This window comes from Ramlibacter sp. Leaf400 (genome assembly GCF_001424545.1).
Taxonomy (GTDB): domain Bacteria; phylum Pseudomonadota; class Gammaproteobacteria; order Burkholderiales; family Burkholderiaceae_C; genus Ramlibacter.
This window is the reverse complement of sequence record NZ_LMQL01000001.1, coordinates 37,253-52,585: the sequence shown is the minus strand read 5'-3', so window position 1 is coordinate 52,585 and position 15,333 is coordinate 37,253. Positions and strand designations below refer to the sequence as shown.

The following is a 15,333-nucleotide window of genomic DNA, read 5'->3' as shown; positions in this document are numbered from 1 at the left end:
GCCGCCGGCCTGCCGGAGGGATCAGCGCCGCCCGGAGGCGGGCGGTGAAACATGCCTGAGGGGGCCGTACAGCGCGCTGGCGGTGCTGCGCGTGTTGTCGCTGTCGGTCATGATGCCGACCCCGACCAAGGCGCCCGGGGGCTCGCCGAAGGCACGCTCGAAATCGGCGCGCACGTCGCGGTCGTAGTCGAGCCATTGCCCGAGCCGGCCGGCGCCGGATTCGAGCACGAACTTGCGGACGCGATCGGTCCGCGGGCTGCGCACGACGCTTTCTGCGGGGCGCTTGTTGCACCACACGTACATCAGGGTCGCATATGGCATCTCCTCGCCGGTGAGGGTGCGCATCAGTTCGGCCAGCAGGGCGTCCTTGGCCGAGAACCGGGAGCGGTCGCCCTCGAAGGCCAGGATGATGCGAACCGGCGAGTCGTCGGCTTCCCGGGTGGCGATGTCGGCCGCCTCGATCAATTCGGGCACCTTCCAGGAAAAGCGCAGCCGGCCGAGGTCCTGCGGGTCGATGTGCACGCGCTTGCGAAGCACGCTGGCGGCCGAAACCGCCGTGGCCGAAACCGCCGCCCGACCTTCGTCACGCAGGCCGACGAATTGCACCGGCGCCTTGCCAAGCAGCGGCACGTGCTCCCAGGTGGCCCGCGGCACAGGCTGGGCCGCCGAGATGCGGGAGGCCTTGGCCCACGCACTGGCATCGATCGTTTCCACCGCGGGGGGCGATGCACAACCCGCCAGGAGCGCGGCGGCACAGGCAAGGCTGGCGCGCGCACCGCCCTTGATCGACATCATCCGAGATAGCCAGCCATGTTCATTTCCATAAAAAAAGCCGCCCGAAGGCGGCTTTCAAGTTTCTTATTTTCAAGCTGGCGAACCAGCCCTTGAATTAGAAGCTGTGGCGAACACCCAGGTCGAAACCGGTGGAGTTGCTGTTCACGCTCGGGTTGCCGGCAGCGCCCGGAACGGCGGAGGCAGCGGCGCCACCGTCGTTGCGCACGCGAGCAACCGTGGTGTACACGGCGGTGCGCTTGGACAGGTTGTGCACGTAGCCCAGAGCGATCTTGCGGCTGCGCGGCTCACCAGCGGTGTCCAGCTCGTACTGCGAGTAGGACACGCGGATTTCGCCAGCGCCGACCGGCACCAGGGCGCCGAGCAGCCAGCCGTCGCCTTCGGTGGCGCCGACTTCTTCACGGTTGTAGTGACCCATCAGCTTGGCAACGCCGAAGTCCCACTGGGCGCCGATGTTGGCGAACTTGGCGTCGCCGGTCAGCAGCTCGGTGCGGGCAACGCTCAGGGCCACGTTGATCGGGCCGGCGGCGTAGCCGACGCGCAGGCCGGTGCCGTTGCCGTCGTCTTCGTTGGCCACGGTGCTGGCGTTCTCACCACGGTAGTGCTGGACTTGGCCGTAGAAGCCGCCCAGGTTACCCGGCAGGAAGTAGCCGATGCTGTTGGAAGCGCGGACAGCGGTCGGGCCCGTGATGCTGGAGTTCAGCGTCTGGGTGGTGCCGGTGCCGTTGGTGCCGAACGGATCGAACGTGGTCAGGTTCCAGAATTGCGGGGTGTAGTCACGACCCAGACGCAGTTCACCCCAGCCGCCAGCGAGGCTGACCGTGGAACGGCGATTGAAGGTCAGGCCCTGGGTGCCGGAGCGAACCGGGGCGTTGGCGCCGGTGGCAGGCACGAAGGCGCCGATGGCCTGGTTGTTGGCGCTGGTCGCATCGCCTTGGCCGTCGTCGTTGTTGACGCCGGCTTCCAGCCAGAAGGAGGCCGACATGCCGCCGCCCAGATCTTCCGTGCCACGGAAGCCCAGACGCGAGCTGTTGTAGCCGGAGTCGGTCAGGCGGGTGACGCTGCCGCCACCGCTGTTGGACACGCGCTGCACGGTGGCGTCGATCACGCCGAACAGGGTGACGGACGACTGGGCGGAGGCGGTACCGGCGGCGGCCAGCACAGCCAAGGCAACTAGAGATTTCTTCATGCAAGTTTCTCCAAGGTTAAACATAGGGCTCCGGTGCGAAGGGTTCACTCGATGCAGGCACATTCGTGCTCCCGCCGGATCCCCGGGCCAACCTCCTTTTGGGAAGTTGGCGCTATTGCACCAGAGCGTCTTTTGCTAGGCAAAGGATTTAGCCCCTGACTGGTCTTTTCGTGGCGCCGGGACAACATGGCCGGCCGGAAGAGTCGGAACGGTGCAACAAACTCGGCCGCCAAGCCCCTCCGGTCGTGAGTTCCTTGGCAACCGCGACGGTTCGCCGCCGCCCTGCCCTGGCCTCCTACACTGACGGGATGGACCGTCTCCTCGGCGCTGCCGACAGTGCATTGCGCACCCTCTTCGCCCAATCCCGGGCCGTCCGGCCCGTGCCGGAAGCCATTGAAAGTGAGACCGCACTCACTTTGGAGGAACGCCGCCAGGCGGCTTCTCTGATGCGGGTGAACCACGTCGGCGAAGTCTGCGCCCAGGCGCTCTACACGGCCCAGGCCGCCGCCACACGCGATCCGGCGTTGCGCGGCCATCTGGAACGCGCCGCCCGCGAGGAAACCGACCACCTGGCCTGGACACGCGCCCGGCTGGACGAACTTGGGGCCCGCCCTTCACTGCTCAACCCGCTCTGGTACGCAGGCGCCTTCGCGCTAGGACTCGTCGCCGGCCGGCTCGGCGACCGCATCAGCCTGGGCTTCGTGCTGGAAACCGAGCGCCAAGTGGAGGCGCACCTCGCCGGCCACCTCGATCGCCTTCCGGCCGCCGACCTGGCTTCGCGCGCCATCGTGGCCCAGATGAAGGAGGACGAGGCCGTCCACGCTTCGCAGGCGGCCGTCGCCGGGGGCGTCGAACTGCCCGCCGCCGCGAAAGGCCTGATGCGGGCTGCGGCCAAGGTCATGACGACCACGGCCCACTACATCTGAGCGGCGCTCAGCCCGCCTCGACCAGTTCGAAGCTGGTGGTCACAACCGCCGTCTTGGCCAGCATCGCGGTCGCCGAACAGTACTTCTCGTGACTCATGGCGACCGCCCGCTCCACGGCGGGCGCGGGCAGCGCCTTCCCCGTCACCGTGAAATGCATGTGGATCGCGGTGAATACCTTGGGATCGGTGGGTGCGCGCTCGGCCTTCAGTTGGACCGAGCATCCGCTCACGGCGTGACGGCCGCGGCGCAGGATCAGCACCACGTCATAGGCGGTGCAGCCGCCCGTGCCCGCCAGCACCGTTTCCATCGGACGGGGCGCCAGGTTGCGCCCGCCGTTCTCCGGACGCGCCTCGTCCGGCGCGCCATCCATCGCGAGCACGTGACCGCTGCCGGTCTCGGCCACGAATCCCATGCCGGAGCGCGTTCCCGCCGCGCCGGTCCAGGTGACCGTGCATTCCATCGACTGTTCCTTCCCGACCACATCGCGGGTACGTAAGTTCACGGACTCCCCCGAGCCTCTTGCTGCAACGCAGCAAACCGGGGCTATACTGAATTCGAAGCATAACGAGTCGTTGTGCTGACGCTTGTCTCCTCCACCTCTCCAATGGTGGACTTAGCCCCCGGATCGCAAGGCCCGGGGGCTTTTTTCCGCCTTTGCAGAGCTCGCGCCCTGTCGCATACTGGAACGAACTGCTGCCGGCATCGCTGCCGGGCTGCAACCCGATGAATGACGGGCATCGCAGCATGCGGTTACGGAGCGCACCCGTCCTGAAGAACCGGTATACGACTGGGCGAACCCGACCTTGACGACGGGAAAGAGCGTCCTTCGAGGGAGACAGCTCGACTGGAATGCCGGAATCACCTCCAAAAGGGTAGCTGCCTTGGCTGCCCTTGCAGCCGCCGGGCTGGCATCCGCCCAATCGGCCGTGACGCTTTTCGGCGTGGTCGATGCCACCCTGCAGCGCGTCACCAACAGCGGCGTCGGCGCGGGGAACGTCATCCGCCTGACGAATTCGGGCTACAACAGTTCGCGTCTGGGCTTCCGCGGCACCGAAGACCTGGGCGGCGGCATGTCGGCCTCCTTCTGGCTGGAAGCCGGCGTCAGCAACGACGACGGCCAAGGTGCCGGCACCAACTCGAACAACCAGGCGGTCGGCGCCTTCGTGCCCGCGACCGGGGCCAACGCGCCGGTTCGCCCGGGCACGCAGGGGCTGACCTTCAATCGCCGTTCCACCGTCAGCCTGGGTAGCGGCTGGGGTGAGCTGCGCCTGGGCCGCGACTACACGCCCCAGTTCTGGAACCTCACCGTGTTCGACCCCTTCGGCACCAACGGTACCGGCACCACGCAAACCCTGCTCGGCGTGACCGGCAGCGCCATCACCGGTGCGACCGCAGTGCGCGCCTCCAACAGCTTCGGCTACTTCCTGCCGGGCAACCTGGGCGGCTTCTACGGCCAGCTCCAGCACTACCGCGGAGAGAACCCGAGCACGGCCGGCGTGACCGAAGACGACGGCAACGGCCTCGGTGTGCGGATCGGCTATTCCTCCGGACCGCTGAACGTGGCGCTGGGCATGAGCAGCACCAACGCCGCAGCCGGCGACATCAAGCAGAACAACGTCGGCGCCCAGTGGGACTTCGGTTTCGCCAAGCTGATGGGCCACTTCGCGTTCGACGAAGCCGGCGCTGCGGAGGGCCGCGGCTTCCTGATCGGCGGCCTCGTCCCGGTGGGCAGCGGCGAGATTCGTGCTGCTGTCTCGCAGTACCAGGTGGAAGGCGGCACGACCGAGCCGCGCAGCCGCAAGATGGCTCTCGGCTACGTGCACAACCTGTCCAAGCGCACGGCGGTCTACACCACCTACGCGCGGGTGACCAACAGCAGCGGCGCGACCTCGTCGGCCGTGCCGGGTGCCGCGCCCGGTCCGGTCGCCAACGGCTCGTCGACGGGCCTGGACATCGGCCTGCGTCACAGCTTCTGATCGCCACAACAACAAACAAGAAACTTGAAGCCGCCCTCGGGCGGCTTTTTTCATTTGCCGCGCCGGCTGTGCAGCAGGCCGACGTTCATCTCGCCGCTCAGGCTGGCGGCGTAGAAGCGCTCGATCATCTGCACGCTGGTGCGCGCATTTCTCGCCAGGGTCAGCATGTCGATGCCCTGCCCATAGAGAAGACGGAAGCTGATCGAGGTGTGCCTGAGCGAATAGAGGGTTCGCCGCTGGCCCAGTGGCCCATAGGTCAGGCCGCATTCCTTCAGCACCCACTGGAAGTGGAAGTTCAGGACCGCCAGGGCGTGCGCACGATTCGGGATCTGCGGGAGGAAGAGATAGTCGTCCGGCCCGCCGCCGCCTTGCATCACCGCGGCCGCCTTCACCGCCTTGTAGATCCGCACGGCCGCTCGCATCGACACCACCGGCTTGTCATGCCGCTTTGTCTCCGGCAGGTTCATGCGCAGGTAGACGTGGCTGCCCCGCACCTCCTCGATGTGGCGATGCCGCATGACTTTCAGATCACTGGGCCGGATGAAGGTGTTCACCATGAAGCCGATGGCCCATGCCACGTCGGGGGGCATCTTGAGCAGATCCCGGTGGATCCAGAAGCGCTTGCTCTCGCCGAGCGTCTTCGCCACGGGATGCTCGTGGCCGCACAGGCGCCGCGCCGCGCGCAGGATGCGGGCGTACTCGCCAGCGCTGAACCCGCCGCGCGGCGTCGAATGCACCTTGATGACCGGGAACTCGGGCATCTCGCGCACTTGTCCGAGTTGCCGGGCAAGCTTGAACACCTTTCGCACGATCACGAGGTACTGCGCGATCGTCGTGCTGGAGAAGCCTTCCCGGCCAAGGCGCGCCACCAGGGCCTGCAGTTGCACGTGCCCGATCGCCTGGATCGGCCGCGTCCCGAGTTCCGGCAGGATGTGCAGGTCCAGCCGGTTGCGCATGACCTGCAGCGAGCCGCGGCTGAACTCACCGCGCACCTGCCTTTCGGCCTCGTGCATGAACATCGCCTCGGCCAACTGGCCGAACAGGCGAGGCGCCGGCACGTCGTATTCATCGCCTTCGGGGCGGAACAGCCTGCCCGCGAGCTCATCGAAGAAGCAGCGCGCCAGGTTCATCGCGTTGCGCTTGGACGTGGTGCGCAGGCTGCGCGTGTAGGTCTTGCCCTTGAACCAGCAGCGCACCTGCCAGAAGCGGCTGGCCTTGATGCGGAAGATGCGCAGCTTCTCCGGATAGCCCGGGATGGACGTCAGCGTCTCGGGGATCGGCACCGTGCGACCCCGCACCGCGCGGAACGCGACATCGTTGGCGGCGAGCGGTTGAGCCAAATGCACGGACAATGCCTCCTGCAGGGGCGTGGCAATCGCCGCGCCCAAATGAGCGGAAAAGTGTTACAAGCCCGTCCGGTCGTCACACCGGAGTTGCCACGCTCGCAACTGCCCGGGCGGCACGCCTTTCGAATGCCCAAGAAACTCACCCCTGCGGACTACCTGAAGAAGATCCTCACCGCGCGCGTCTACGACGTCGCCGTGGAATCCGCTCTCGACCCGGCCAAGGCGCTTTCGCGCCGATTGCACAACAAGGTCCTGCTCAAACGGGAGGACCAACAGCCGGTGTTCAGCTTCAAACTGCGCGGCGCCTACAACAAGATGGCGCAGCTGACCCCCGACGAGCTCAAGCGCGGCGTGATCTGCGCCTCGGCCGGCAACCACGCCCAGGGCGTCGCCATGGCGGCGCACCGCCTGGGATCGCCCGCGGTGATCGTGATGCCGGTGACCACGCCCCAGCTGAAGATCGACGGCGTCAAGTCGCTCGGCGGCGAGGTCGTGCTGCACGGCGACAGCTATTCGGACGCCTATACGCATGCCGCCGCCCTGTGCGAGCGCCAGGGCCTGACGTTCATCCACCCCTTCGACGACCCCGACGTGATCGCCGGCCAGGGCACGATCGCGATGGAGATCCTGCGCCAGCACCAGGGCCCGCTGGACGCCGTCTTCGTCGCCATCGGCGGCGGCGGCCTGGTGTCGGGCGTTGCCGCATACATCAAGGCCGTGCGACCCGAGATCAAGGTGATCGGGGTGCAGATGAACGACTCCGACGCCATGCTGCAGTCGGTGCAGGCCCGCAAGCGGGTCAGCCTGTCGGATGTGGGCCTGTTTTCCGACGGCACCGCGGTCAAGCTGGTGGGCGAGGAGACCTTCCGCCTGGCGCGCGAGCTGGTCGACGAGTTCATGACCGTGGACACCGACGCCGTCTGCGCCGCCATCAAGGACGTCTTCGTCGACACCCGCTCCATCGTCGAGCCCGCGGGCGCCATGGCCGTGGCCGCCATCAAGCAGTACGCGGCGCAGAACAAGACCCGCGGCGAGACCTACGCCGCCATCCTCTGCGGCGCCAACATGAACTTCGACCGCCTGCGCTTCGTCGCCGAGCGCGCCGAGGTGGGCGAGGAACGCGAGGCCCTGTTCGCCGTCACCATCCCCGAGGAGCGCGGCAGCTTCCGGCGCTTCTGCGAGCTGATCGGCGGCCTGCCGGGCGGCGCGCGCAACGTCACCGAGTTCAACTACCGCATCAGCGACGCGCAGAAGGCCCACGTCTTCGTCGGCCTGACCACGCACGGCAAGGGCGAGTCCGTGCGCATCGCCGCCAACTTCACGCGACATGGCTTCGAGGCGCTGGACCTCACGCACGACGAGCTGGCCAAGCAGCACGTGCGCCACATGGTGGGCGGCCATTCGGCGCTGGCCCACGACGAGCGCCTGCTGCGCTTCATCTTCCCCGAGCGGCCCGGCGCGCTGATGAAGTTCCTCTCCCACATGCGGCCCACGTGGAACATCACCCTGTTCCACTACCGCAACCAGGGCGCCGACTACGGGCGCATCCTGGTCGGCCTGCAGGTGCCGGAGGCCGACGGCAAGGCGTTCCAGGACTTTCTCGACACGCTCGGCTACCCGTACGTGGAGGAAACCGCCAACCCGGTCTACCGGCTCTTCCTGAGGAGCTGATGGCCCCCGCGGCGCGCGCCAGCACCTTCCTGCGCCATTACCTGGTGGCGGTGCAGTTCTTCACCCGCCTGCCGGTCACCGGATCGCTGGCCCGCTGGGTCGGCTTCAGCCCCGAGATGCTGCGCGCGAGCGCGGCCCACTTCCCCGGCGTGGGCTGGCTGGTGGGCAGCGCCGCCTGCGCCGCCTTCGCCATCGTCTCGCTGGTCCTGCCGGCCACCGGCTTCACGCCCCTGGTCGCGGCGGTGGCGGCGACCGCCTGCACCGCGTGGATGACCGGCGCCTTCCACGAGGACGGGCTGGCCGACCTGGCCGACGGCCTGGGGGGCTCTGCCGACCGGCAGCGCGCGCTCGAGATCATGAAGGACTCGCGCATCGGCAGCTTCGGCGCAATGGCGCTCGTGCTCGCCTTGCTGATGAAGGTCGGCTTGCTGGGGGTGCTGGCCGCGGCGTCACCGACCGCCGCCTTCGCCGCGCTCCTGGCGGCGCACGTGGTCTCGCGCTTCTGGCCGTTGCTAGTGATCCGCACCCTGGCGCACATCGGCGACGCCGCCGGCTCCAAGAGCAAGCCGCTGGCCGATGCGATCTCGATCGGCGCCGTCGCGATCGGCGCCACCTGGTGCGTCGTGCCGCTCGCTGTCGCTGTGCTGGCGCAAGGGCTGGCGCCCATCGCCGCAGGCGTGGCAGGCAGCGCCCTCGCCTTCCTGTGGATGCACCGGCTGCTGTCCCGCCGCCTGCAGGGCTTCACCGGCGACGGGCTGGGCGCCACCCAGCAGGTGTGCGAGCTGGGCTTCTATTTCGGCGTCGCCTGTGCGCTGGGGGCGGCCTGATGCGCCTGTGGCTCGCGCGGCATGCGGCCGTGACCCACGGGGAAGGCCTGTGCTACGGCCGCCTGGACCTGCTCGCCGACGAAGCGCTCACGCAGCAGGCCGCGCGACAGCTGCACCAGGCCGTGCCGCCCGAGGCGGTCCTGCGTTGCTCGCCCGCCCGACGCTGCCTGCAACTGGCGACTGCGCTGACATCGCTTCGCCCCGGCCGACCCTTCACGACCGACCCGGCCCTGCAGGAGATGGACTTCGGCCACTGGGAGGGCCGGCCCTGGGACGCCATCGGCGTGCCGGACCTGGACGCCTGGACCCACGACTTCGCCCGGCACCGCCCCGGCGGCGGTGAAAGCGTCCAGGAACTGCTGCAACGGGTGCGGCGCGCGCTGGACCGCGACCGCGGCAAGGGCGACGTGCTCTGGATCACCCACGCCGGCGTGATCCGCGCGGTGCGCCTGCTGCTGGCCGGGGTGCGGGTCGTGGAAAAGGCCGACCAGTGGCCGCGCGAAGCCGTCCCTTTCGGCGGCGTCGAGTGCCACGAGGTGGAGAACTAGCGGCCCGGGGCGTTGAGCGCCGGCAATTCGAGGGTGACCGAGCCCGGCCCGTCCATCGACGGCCCCAGCACGGCCCGGCGCGGCTGCACCGAGAGCAACACCAGACCTTCCTCGATCACGCTGCCCACGCGGTAGGGCCGGGCCGGCTTGCCGTCGACGGCGATCAGCGCGGCGCCTTGCTGCGACTTGCCTGCCACCACGCCCATCAGGTTGAAGCGCGAGGCGGCGGAAGGCTGCGCCGCGGCGACGGGGGCCGAAGGCGTCCCGGCCGTATGTCCCAGCAACCGCGCGACCACCATCGGATCGGCCGGCGCCGCCTGCCGCGAAGCCGCGGCGACGCGCGGCACGGACGGATCGGCGCCGGCGAATTTCATCGCCCAGTAGGCGGCACTCGCTGCCGCCACGGCCCACACCACGAAGGTCACGCCGCGTACTGTCCAGTTGCCCGGCCTGTCGCTCACCATGCGACGATTATCATTGAACGGATTTGGTCACAGGCTTCTCGATGACTCTGTTCCGTTCCACCCGCCGCATGCTGCAGGCCGGCTTCACCCTCATCGAACTGATGGTGGTGCTGGTGATCATCGGCGTTCTCGCCGCCTTGATCGTGCCCAACGTGCTGGATCGCGCCGACGACGCGCGCGCCACTGCAGCCCGCACCGACGTCAACAACCTGATGCAGGCGCTCAAGCTGTATCGGCTGGACAACCAGCGCTACCCCTCGGCCGAACAGGGCCTGCAGGCGCTGGTCGCCCGCCCCAGCGCCGGCCCCCAGCCGATCAACTGGAAGCCCTACCTCGAGCGGCTGCCCAACGACCCGTGGGGCCGGCCGTACCAGTACCTCAACCCCGGGGTCAAAGGCGAGATCGACGTGATGTCGTACGGCGCCGATGGCCAGCCGGGCGGCGAGGGCAAGAATGCGGACGTCGGCTCCTGGCAGTGACCGCGCCGCGAGACGCACCGCCGCCCCGCCTTCACAGCGCGGCTTCACGCTGATCGAGCTGCTGGTGGTGGTGGCGATCATCGCCATCGCCACCGCGGGCGTCGCGTTCGCCCTGCGCGACAGCTCCTCCACCCGCCTGGAGCAGGAAGCCCGCCGGCTCTCCGCCCTGTTCGAATCCGCCCGCGCGCAGTCGCGCAGCACCGGCGTGCCGGTGGTGTGGCACACGGTGGAGGGGGGCTTTCGCTTCGAAGGATTGCCCGAGGGCAGCCTGCCGCAGAACTGGCTGCACGCCGACACGGTGGTCGTGCAGGGCCCGGGGCGCGTCGTGCTCGGCCCCGAACCCATCATCGGCCGCCAGCAGGTGGTGCTCGGTTCCGCCGCCGGCCAGGGGCGCATCCTGCGCATCGCCACCGACGGCCTCGGGCCCTTCGTCACCGCCGAGGTCGCGCCATGAGGAAGGCCGCCGGCTTCACGCTGATCGAGGTGCTGGTGGCCCTGGCCATCGTCGCCATCGCGCTGGTCGCCGGCCTGCAGGCCACCGCCGCCCTCACCACCAACGCGATGCGTCAGTCCAGCGTGCTGCTCGCGCAGCTGTGCGCCGAGAACGAGCTGGGGCGGGTGCGTCTGGCGCGCCAGATGCCCGGGGTGGGCGAGCGCCGCACGGCCTGCCGCCAGGGCAATGTCGATTTCGAGGTGGCCCTGACGGTGGCGCCCACGCCCAACCCCAACTTCCTGCGCGTGGACGCCCAGGTGTTCGAGGCGTCCGGGCCGGTGCTGCGCATCTCCACCGTGGTCGGGAGGTACTGAGATGGCCTCCAGGCGCCGCGCCGCCGGCTTCACGCTGATCGAGCTGATGGTCGCCTTGTTCGTCCTCGCGCTGGTGGCCGTCCTGAGCTGGCGCGGGCTGGACGGCATGGTGCGGGCGCAGGAGACCACGCAGGCCCGGGCCGACGAGATCCACTCGCTGCAGATGGGCCTGGCGCAATGGAGCACCGACCTGGACGCGCTGGTGCAGCTGCCCCAGATGCCGGCGCTGGACTGGAACGGTCGGGTGCTGCGCCTGACCCGCCCGGCGTCCGCGGCCGCCGTCGCCCAGGGCGTGATCGTGGTCGGCTGGAGCCGGCGCGTCAGCGGCGGTGTGTCGCGCTGGACCCGCTGGCAGTCGCCGCCCCTGACCACCCGCGGCCAGGTCGAGGACGCCTGGGTCCGCGCCGACGCCTGGGCCCAGGGACAAGCCGGCACCGAGGACGCCGCGGCCGTCGCCATCACCGCCCTGCAGGATTGGCAGGTCTTCTTCTACCGCTCGGACGCCTGGACCAACCCGCTCTCGAGCGACTTCACCCAGCCCACCCCCGTCGCCACGCCGACCGTCACGCCCAGCACCCCCAGCACCACCACCAGCACGACGGGGCCCACCGGCACCCCGGCACCGGTCGCCCCTGCGGCCGTGAACCCGCGGCTTCCCCAGCTGCCCGAAGGCGTCCGCATCGTGCTGACGCTCCCTGCCGGCCAGGCGATCAGCGGCGACCTGGTGCGCGATTGGGTGCGGCCCACCGTGGGCGGAGGCAAATCGTGAGCCGCGCCCGCCTGCGCCAGCGCGGCGCCGCCATCCTGACCGCCATGCTCACGGTCACGCTGGTGGCCACCTTCGCCGCCGCGGCCCTGTGGCAGCAGTGGCGGGCGGTGGAAGTGGAATCCGCCGAGCGGGCGCGCATGCAGGCCTCCTGGGTGCTGACCGGCGCGCTCGACTGGGCCCGGCTGATCCTGCGCGAGGACAGCCGCTCCGGCGGCGCCGACCACCTGGCCGAACCCTGGGCCGTGCCCCTGCAGGAGGCGCGCCTGTCGACCTTCCTGGCCGCGCAGTCCGGCGGCGCGGCCACCGACGCCGGCGACGCCGACAACGTCTTCCTCTCGGGCACCGTGACCGACCAGCAGGCGCTGCTCAACGTCACCAACCTGGTCGAGGCCGGACGCGTCTCCGAAACCGGCATGCGCAGCTTCCAGCGCCTGTTCGAGCTTCTGGGCCTGCCGCAGGGCGAGCTCAACCGCATGGCCGAGAACCTGCGCTTCGCCTCCGACATCAGCACCGACAACCGCTCGGCCTCGCAGGCGCCGCTGATGCCGCAGCAGCCCGAGCAGCTGGTCTGGCTGGGCCTGTCGCCCGCCACGGTCGCCACGCTCACGCCCTACGTCACGCTGCTGCCCACGCGCACGCCGGTCAACCTCAACACGGCCGCGGCCAAGGTCATCTATGCGGCGGTCAACGGCATCACCCAGGCCGACGCCCAGGAGCTGGTCGCCCGCCGCTCGCTCTCACCTTTCCGCGGCATCGCCGACGCGAGCTCGGCCATGCCGGGCCACGCCGCGGCCTTCACCGAAGGCACCGTTGGCGTCTCCTCGCGCTTCTTCGAGGTGCGCGGGCGCCTGCGCATGGACCGGCTGATCGTGGAGGAACGCTCGCTGGTGCAGCGCGACGGCCTGGACGTGCGCACCCTGCGGCGCGAGCGCGGGGTCGTCGACCGCACCACGGTCGCCCCGCCATCGTCCGGGCGCTGATGCCTTCGGGTGGTACGGTTGAGTTGCCGCCCTCCCTACAATCGTCGCTCCCATGAGTTCGCTCTACGTCCTGCTCCCGGCCACGCCCGTCACGGCACAGACCGAACTCCCGTACGTCCTGTCCAGCGACGGCCGGACCCCCACGACCCAGGCCGCCGCCCCCGTCGCCCTGCTGCCCGCGGCTTCGGGCGCAGGCAGCGAAGTGGTGCTGGTCGCCCCGGCGGCCGCCCTGTCCTGGCACAGGGTCGAGCTGCCCAAGGGACTGGGCCCGCGCTCGCCCCGACTGCGCGCGGTGCTCGAAGGCGTGCTGGAAGACCGGCTGCTGGACGAGCCCGAGAACCTGCACTTCGCACTGGAGCCACGCGGCCAGGCGGGCGGACCCGTGTGGGTCTCGGTGTGCGACCGCGGCTGGCTGCGCGATGCGGTGCAGGCGCTGGAGTCGGCCGGCCGCCCGGTCTCGCGCATCGTTCCCGAATTCGCGCCCGAGGGCGATCCGGCGCTCTACGCCGTGGGCGAGCCGGATGGCGCGCGCCTGGTCTGCGCCGGCCGCGACGGCGTCTACCTCCTGCCGCTGACCGCCGCCTCCCTGGGTCTCTTGCCCACGCTGCCGGAGAACACGCCGGTGGTGGCCGAACCGGCAGTCGCGACGCTGGCCGAACAGGTGCTGCAGCACCCGCCGCAGCTGCAGCAACCGGCGCCGCGCCTGCTGCAGGCAGCCCGCTCGCGGTGGGACCTGGCGCAACTGGAATTCGCCAGCACCGGCCGCGACCGCGCCTTCAAGAAACTCTCCACCGGCTGGGCCGGCTTCCTGCGCGCGCCGCAGTGGCGTCCGGCCCGCTGGGGCGCCGTGCTGCTGGTGGCGGTGCAGCTGGTCGGGCTGAACGCCTGGGCCTGGAAGGAACGCTCGGCGTTGGCCAGCAAGCGCGATGCCACGCGCACCCTGCTCACGCAGACCTTCCCGCAGGTGCGGGCCGTGGTCGACGCGCCGGTGCAGATGGAACGCGAAGTGGCCGCCCTGCGCCAGGCGACCGGCAGCGCGTCCGGACGCGACCTGGAGACCGTGCTGGGCGTGGTCGCCACCAGCGCCCCGCCCGGCCGCACGGCGACCGCGATCGAATTCAACGGCACCGAGGTCCGCCTGCGCGGGCTCGCCGGCAACGAAGCCGAGGCCAAGCCCCTGCTGCAGGGCCTGCGCTCGCAGGGCTATGCCGCCAACGTGCAAGGCGACACGCTGGTCGTGCGTCCGGAGGCGCAGCCATGAAGATGTCGCCGCAGTGGACCGCCGCCTGGGCCGGCCTGGCGCCGCGCGAGAAGATGCTCGCGGGCGGCGCGGCGGCGCTGGTGCTGCTGGCGCTGCTCTGGTGGCTGGGGATCGCGCCGGCGCTGGCGGTGCTGCGCGCGTCCGACCAGCAGCACCAGTCGGTGGACGCCCAGCTCGCGCGCATGCGCGCCCTGCAGCAGCAGGCGCAATCGCTGCAATCGCAACCCAAGCAGAACCAGGACGAGTCGATGCGGCTGCTGGAGGCTTCGGTGCGCCAGCGCCTGGGCACCGGTGCCCGCATGGCCGTGGCCGGCGACCGGGTCACGCTCACGCTGGCCGGCACGCCGCCCGACGCCCTGGCCACCTGGCTGTCGCAGGCACGGGTCAACGCCCGCGCGGTGCCGGTCGAAGCGCGCCTGACGCGCGGCGCGGGCGGGGGCTGGGACGGCACGCTGGTCCTGTCCCTGCCGCCGCGCTGACCTGCCGGAAGACGCAAAGGGTGGCGCGCACCAGCATCGCATCCGTCGCTCCCGCTCCCTGGCGCTGGGCCGCCGGGGGACTGCTGCTCGGCCTGGCGATCGCGTTGCCGGCCTTCCTGCCGGCGTCCTGGCTGGCCGACCGCGTGGTCGCCGCCACCGGCGCGCAGGTCCAGCTCATCGATGCGCGCGGCAGCCTCTGGACCGGATCGGCCCGCCTGGTGCTCACGGGCGGGGCCGGCAGCAGCGACGCCGCCGCCCTGCCCACCCGACTGACCTGGCGCATCCGCCCCGGCTTCGGGGGCCTGCGCGTCGCGCTGGCCTCGGAGTGCTGCACGCCGGTGCCGCTGTCGTTCGACTGGCGACCGGGCTGGCGCAGCACCTCCATCCGCGTGGCGGACGGCCAGTCGCAGTGGCCGGCGTCGCTGCTCGCCGGCCTGGGCACCCCCTGGAACACGCTGCAACTCGACGGCGAACTGGACCTGCGGACGCAGTCCCTGTCACTAGAATGGACCGAAGGCCGTCTGGCCGTCAACGGGAGGGCGGAGATGACCGCTCAACGCATGGCCTCTCGGGTGTCCACCCTGCGGCCCCTCGGCAGCTACCGCGTGGTGCTCGCCGGCGGCGCGGTGCCCACGGTGCAGCTGTCCACGCTGGAAGGCGCGCTGCAGCTCACGGGCAACGGCCAGTGGGTCGGCTCCCGCCTGCGCTTCACCGGCGAAGCCACCGCCGCGCCCGAGCGCGAGGCCGCGCTGGCCAATCTCCTGAACATCATCGGCCGCCGCAACGGGGCCCGCTCCATCATCACCATAGGCTGACGTC

General features: G+C 70.3%; 18 protein-coding genes. 13 read left to right on the top strand and 5 right to left on the bottom strand.

The window, feature by feature from the left end; translation table 11 throughout:
* Nucleotides 1-21 precede the first annotated feature (21 nt).
* Both ASG30_RS00250 and ASG30_RS00245 read right to left on the bottom strand, forming a co-directional pair.
* On the bottom strand, nucleotides 22-714 hold the full coding sequence (locus tag ASG30_RS00250; RefSeq protein ID WP_235579707.1) for a DUF3047 domain-containing protein: 693 nt from the start codon (nucleotides 712-714) through the stop codon (nucleotides 22-24).
* A gap of 175 nt (nucleotides 715-889) precedes the next feature.
* Nucleotides 890-1,981: a porin gene (locus tag ASG30_RS00245; protein WP_055890852.1), complete on the bottom strand. Its 1,092-nt coding sequence runs from the start codon at nucleotides 1,979-1,981 to the stop codon at nucleotides 890-892.
* Nucleotides 1,982-2,289: 308 nt separating this feature from the next.
* On the opposite strand from ASG30_RS00245, the gene coq7 reads away from it, so the two are divergent.
* On the top strand, nucleotides 2,290-2,907 hold the full coding sequence (gene coq7, locus ASG30_RS00240; RefSeq protein ID WP_055891873.1) for a 2-polyprenyl-3-methyl-6-methoxy-1,4-benzoquinone monooxygenase: 618 nt from the start codon (nucleotides 2,290-2,292) through the stop codon (nucleotides 2,905-2,907).
* Nucleotides 2,908-2,914: 7 nt separating this feature from the next.
* Here coq7 and ASG30_RS00235 read toward each other — a convergent pair whose 3' ends face one another.
* Nucleotides 2,915-3,367 (bottom strand): OsmC family protein, encoded by a 453-nt coding sequence (locus ASG30_RS00235; RefSeq protein WP_055890849.1) that lies wholly within the window; start codon nucleotides 3,365-3,367, stop codon nucleotides 2,915-2,917.
* A gap of 397 nt (nucleotides 3,368-3,764) precedes the next feature.
* Here ASG30_RS00235 and ASG30_RS00230 point away from each other — a divergent pair, with 397 nt between their 5' ends.
* Nucleotides 3,765-4,883 (top strand): porin, encoded by a 1,119-nt coding sequence (locus ASG30_RS00230; RefSeq protein ID WP_055891870.1) that lies wholly within the window; start codon nucleotides 3,765-3,767, stop codon nucleotides 4,881-4,883.
* Nucleotides 4,884-4,933: 50 nt separating this feature from the next.
* Here the strand turns inward: ASG30_RS00230 and ASG30_RS00225 are convergent, their stop codons facing one another.
* Nucleotides 4,934-6,229, bottom strand: a complete 1,296-nt coding sequence (locus tag ASG30_RS00225) for a hypothetical protein (protein ID WP_235579705.1) — start codon at nucleotides 6,227-6,229, stop codon at nucleotides 4,934-4,936.
* Nucleotides 6,230-6,355: 126 nt separating this feature from the next.
* Here ASG30_RS00225 and ilvA point away from each other — a divergent pair, with 126 nt between their 5' ends.
* Genes ilvA through ASG30_RS00210 form a run of 3 tightly spaced genes read left to right on the top strand, consistent with a single transcriptional unit; the run spans nucleotide 6,356 to nucleotide 9,275 of the window.
* A complete protein-coding gene (gene ilvA, locus ASG30_RS00220) occupies nucleotides 6,356-7,900 on the top strand; it encodes a threonine ammonia-lyase, biosynthetic (RefSeq protein WP_055890847.1) in 1,545 nt (514 codons plus the stop codon).
* Nucleotides 7,900-8,727, top strand: coding sequence for an adenosylcobinamide-GDP ribazoletransferase (gene cobS, locus ASG30_RS00215; RefSeq protein WP_055890845.1), 828 nt, complete (start codon nucleotides 7,900-7,902; stop codon nucleotides 8,725-8,727). Before ilvA ends, cobS begins: the two co-directional genes overlap by 1 nt.
* On the top strand, nucleotides 8,727-9,275 hold the full coding sequence (locus tag ASG30_RS00210) for a histidine phosphatase family protein (protein ID WP_055890842.1): 549 nt from the start codon (nucleotides 8,727-8,729) through the stop codon (nucleotides 9,273-9,275). Before cobS ends, ASG30_RS00210 begins: the two co-directional genes overlap by 1 nt.
* On the opposite strand, the gene ASG30_RS00205 is transcribed toward ASG30_RS00210, so the two are convergent.
* A complete protein-coding gene (locus ASG30_RS00205) occupies nucleotides 9,272-9,739 on the bottom strand; it encodes a type II secretion system protein N (protein ID WP_055890839.1) in 468 nt (155 codons plus the stop codon). The genes ASG30_RS00210 and ASG30_RS00205 overlap by 4 nt on opposite strands.
* A 41-nt stretch (nucleotides 9,740-9,780) precedes the next feature.
* Between ASG30_RS00205 and gspG the strand changes: the two genes are divergently transcribed.
* Genes gspG through gspN form a run of 8 tightly spaced genes read left to right on the top strand, consistent with a single transcriptional unit; the run spans nucleotide 9,781 to nucleotide 15,329 of the window.
* Nucleotides 9,781-10,218, top strand: coding sequence for a type II secretion system major pseudopilin GspG (gene gspG / locus ASG30_RS00200; RefSeq protein WP_055890837.1), 438 nt, complete (start codon nucleotides 9,781-9,783; stop codon nucleotides 10,216-10,218).
* Nucleotides 10,193-10,672, top strand: a complete 480-nt coding sequence (locus tag ASG30_RS00195) for a pilus assembly FimT family protein (protein ID WP_055890834.1) — start codon at nucleotides 10,193-10,195, stop codon at nucleotides 10,670-10,672. The genes gspG and ASG30_RS00195 overlap by 26 nt, the downstream gene beginning before the upstream one ends.
* Nucleotides 10,669-11,025, top strand: coding sequence for a type II secretion system minor pseudopilin GspI (gspI, locus tag ASG30_RS00190; RefSeq protein WP_055890831.1), 357 nt, complete (start codon nucleotides 10,669-10,671; stop codon nucleotides 11,023-11,025). The genes ASG30_RS00195 and gspI overlap by 4 nt, the downstream gene beginning before the upstream one ends.
* Nucleotide 11,026: 1 nt before the next feature.
* Nucleotides 11,027-11,794 (top strand): PulJ/GspJ family protein, encoded by a 768-nt coding sequence (locus ASG30_RS00185; protein WP_055890829.1) that lies wholly within the window; start codon nucleotides 11,027-11,029, stop codon nucleotides 11,792-11,794.
* Complete coding sequence (gspK, locus tag ASG30_RS00180; RefSeq protein WP_268793554.1) at nucleotides 11,791-12,774, top strand: type II secretion system minor pseudopilin GspK; 984 nt, start codon at nucleotides 11,791-11,793, stop codon at nucleotides 12,772-12,774. Before ASG30_RS00185 ends, gspK begins: the two co-directional genes overlap by 4 nt.
* A 52-nt stretch (nucleotides 12,775-12,826) precedes the next feature.
* Nucleotides 12,827-14,035: a type II secretion system protein GspL gene (gene gspL, locus ASG30_RS00175; protein ID WP_055890825.1), complete on the top strand. Its 1,209-nt coding sequence runs from the start codon at nucleotides 12,827-12,829 to the stop codon at nucleotides 14,033-14,035.
* Nucleotides 14,032-14,514, top strand: a complete 483-nt coding sequence (gene gspM, locus ASG30_RS00170; protein WP_055890822.1) for a type II secretion system protein GspM — start codon at nucleotides 14,032-14,034, stop codon at nucleotides 14,512-14,514. The genes gspL and gspM overlap by 4 nt, the downstream gene beginning before the upstream one ends.
* 20 nt (nucleotides 14,515-14,534) lie before the next feature.
* Nucleotides 14,535-15,329, top strand: coding sequence for a type II secretion system protein N (gspN, locus tag ASG30_RS00165; RefSeq protein WP_082521787.1), 795 nt, complete (start codon nucleotides 14,535-14,537; stop codon nucleotides 15,327-15,329).
* Nucleotides 15,330-15,333 lie beyond the last annotated feature (4 nt).

Coding starts and splice junctions, on each gene's coding strand:
- gspI (WP_055890831.1), top strand. CDS start 10,669: ATGAGGAAGGCCGCCGGCTTCACGCTGATCGAGGTGCTGGTGGCCCTG.
- gspL (WP_055890825.1), top strand. CDS start 12,827: ATGAGTTCGCTCTACGTCCTGCTCCCGGCCACGCCCGTCACGGCACAG.
- coq7 (WP_055891873.1), top strand. CDS start 2,290: ATGGACCGTCTCCTCGGCGCTGCCGACAGTGCATTGCGCACCCTCTTC.
- ASG30_RS00210 (WP_055890842.1), top strand. CDS start 8,727: ATGCGCCTGTGGCTCGCGCGGCATGCGGCCGTGACCCACGGGGAAGGC.
- ilvA (WP_055890847.1), top strand. CDS start 6,356: ATGCCCAAGAAACTCACCCCTGCGGACTACCTGAAGAAGATCCTCACC.
- ASG30_RS00185 (WP_055890829.1), top strand. CDS start 11,027: ATGGCCTCCAGGCGCCGCGCCGCCGGCTTCACGCTGATCGAGCTGATG.
- ASG30_RS00235 (WP_055890849.1), bottom strand. CDS start 3,367: ATGGAATGCACGGTCACCTGGACCGGCGCGGCGGGAACGCGCTCCGGC.
- ASG30_RS00245 (WP_055890852.1), bottom strand. CDS start 1,981: ATGAAGAAATCTCTAGTTGCCTTGGCTGTGCTGGCCGCCGCCGGTACC.
- gspM (WP_055890822.1), top strand. CDS start 14,032: ATGAAGATGTCGCCGCAGTGGACCGCCGCCTGGGCCGGCCTGGCGCCG.
- ASG30_RS00205 (WP_055890839.1), bottom strand. CDS start 9,739: ATGGTGAGCGACAGGCCGGGCAACTGGACAGTACGCGGCGTGACCTTC.
- gspG (WP_055890837.1), top strand. CDS start 9,781: ATGACTCTGTTCCGTTCCACCCGCCGCATGCTGCAGGCCGGCTTCACC.
- cobS (WP_055890845.1), top strand. CDS start 7,900: ATGGCCCCCGCGGCGCGCGCCAGCACCTTCCTGCGCCATTACCTGGTG.
- ASG30_RS00195 (WP_055890834.1), top strand. CDS start 10,193: ATGCGGACGTCGGCTCCTGGCAGTGACCGCGCCGCGAGACGCACCGCC.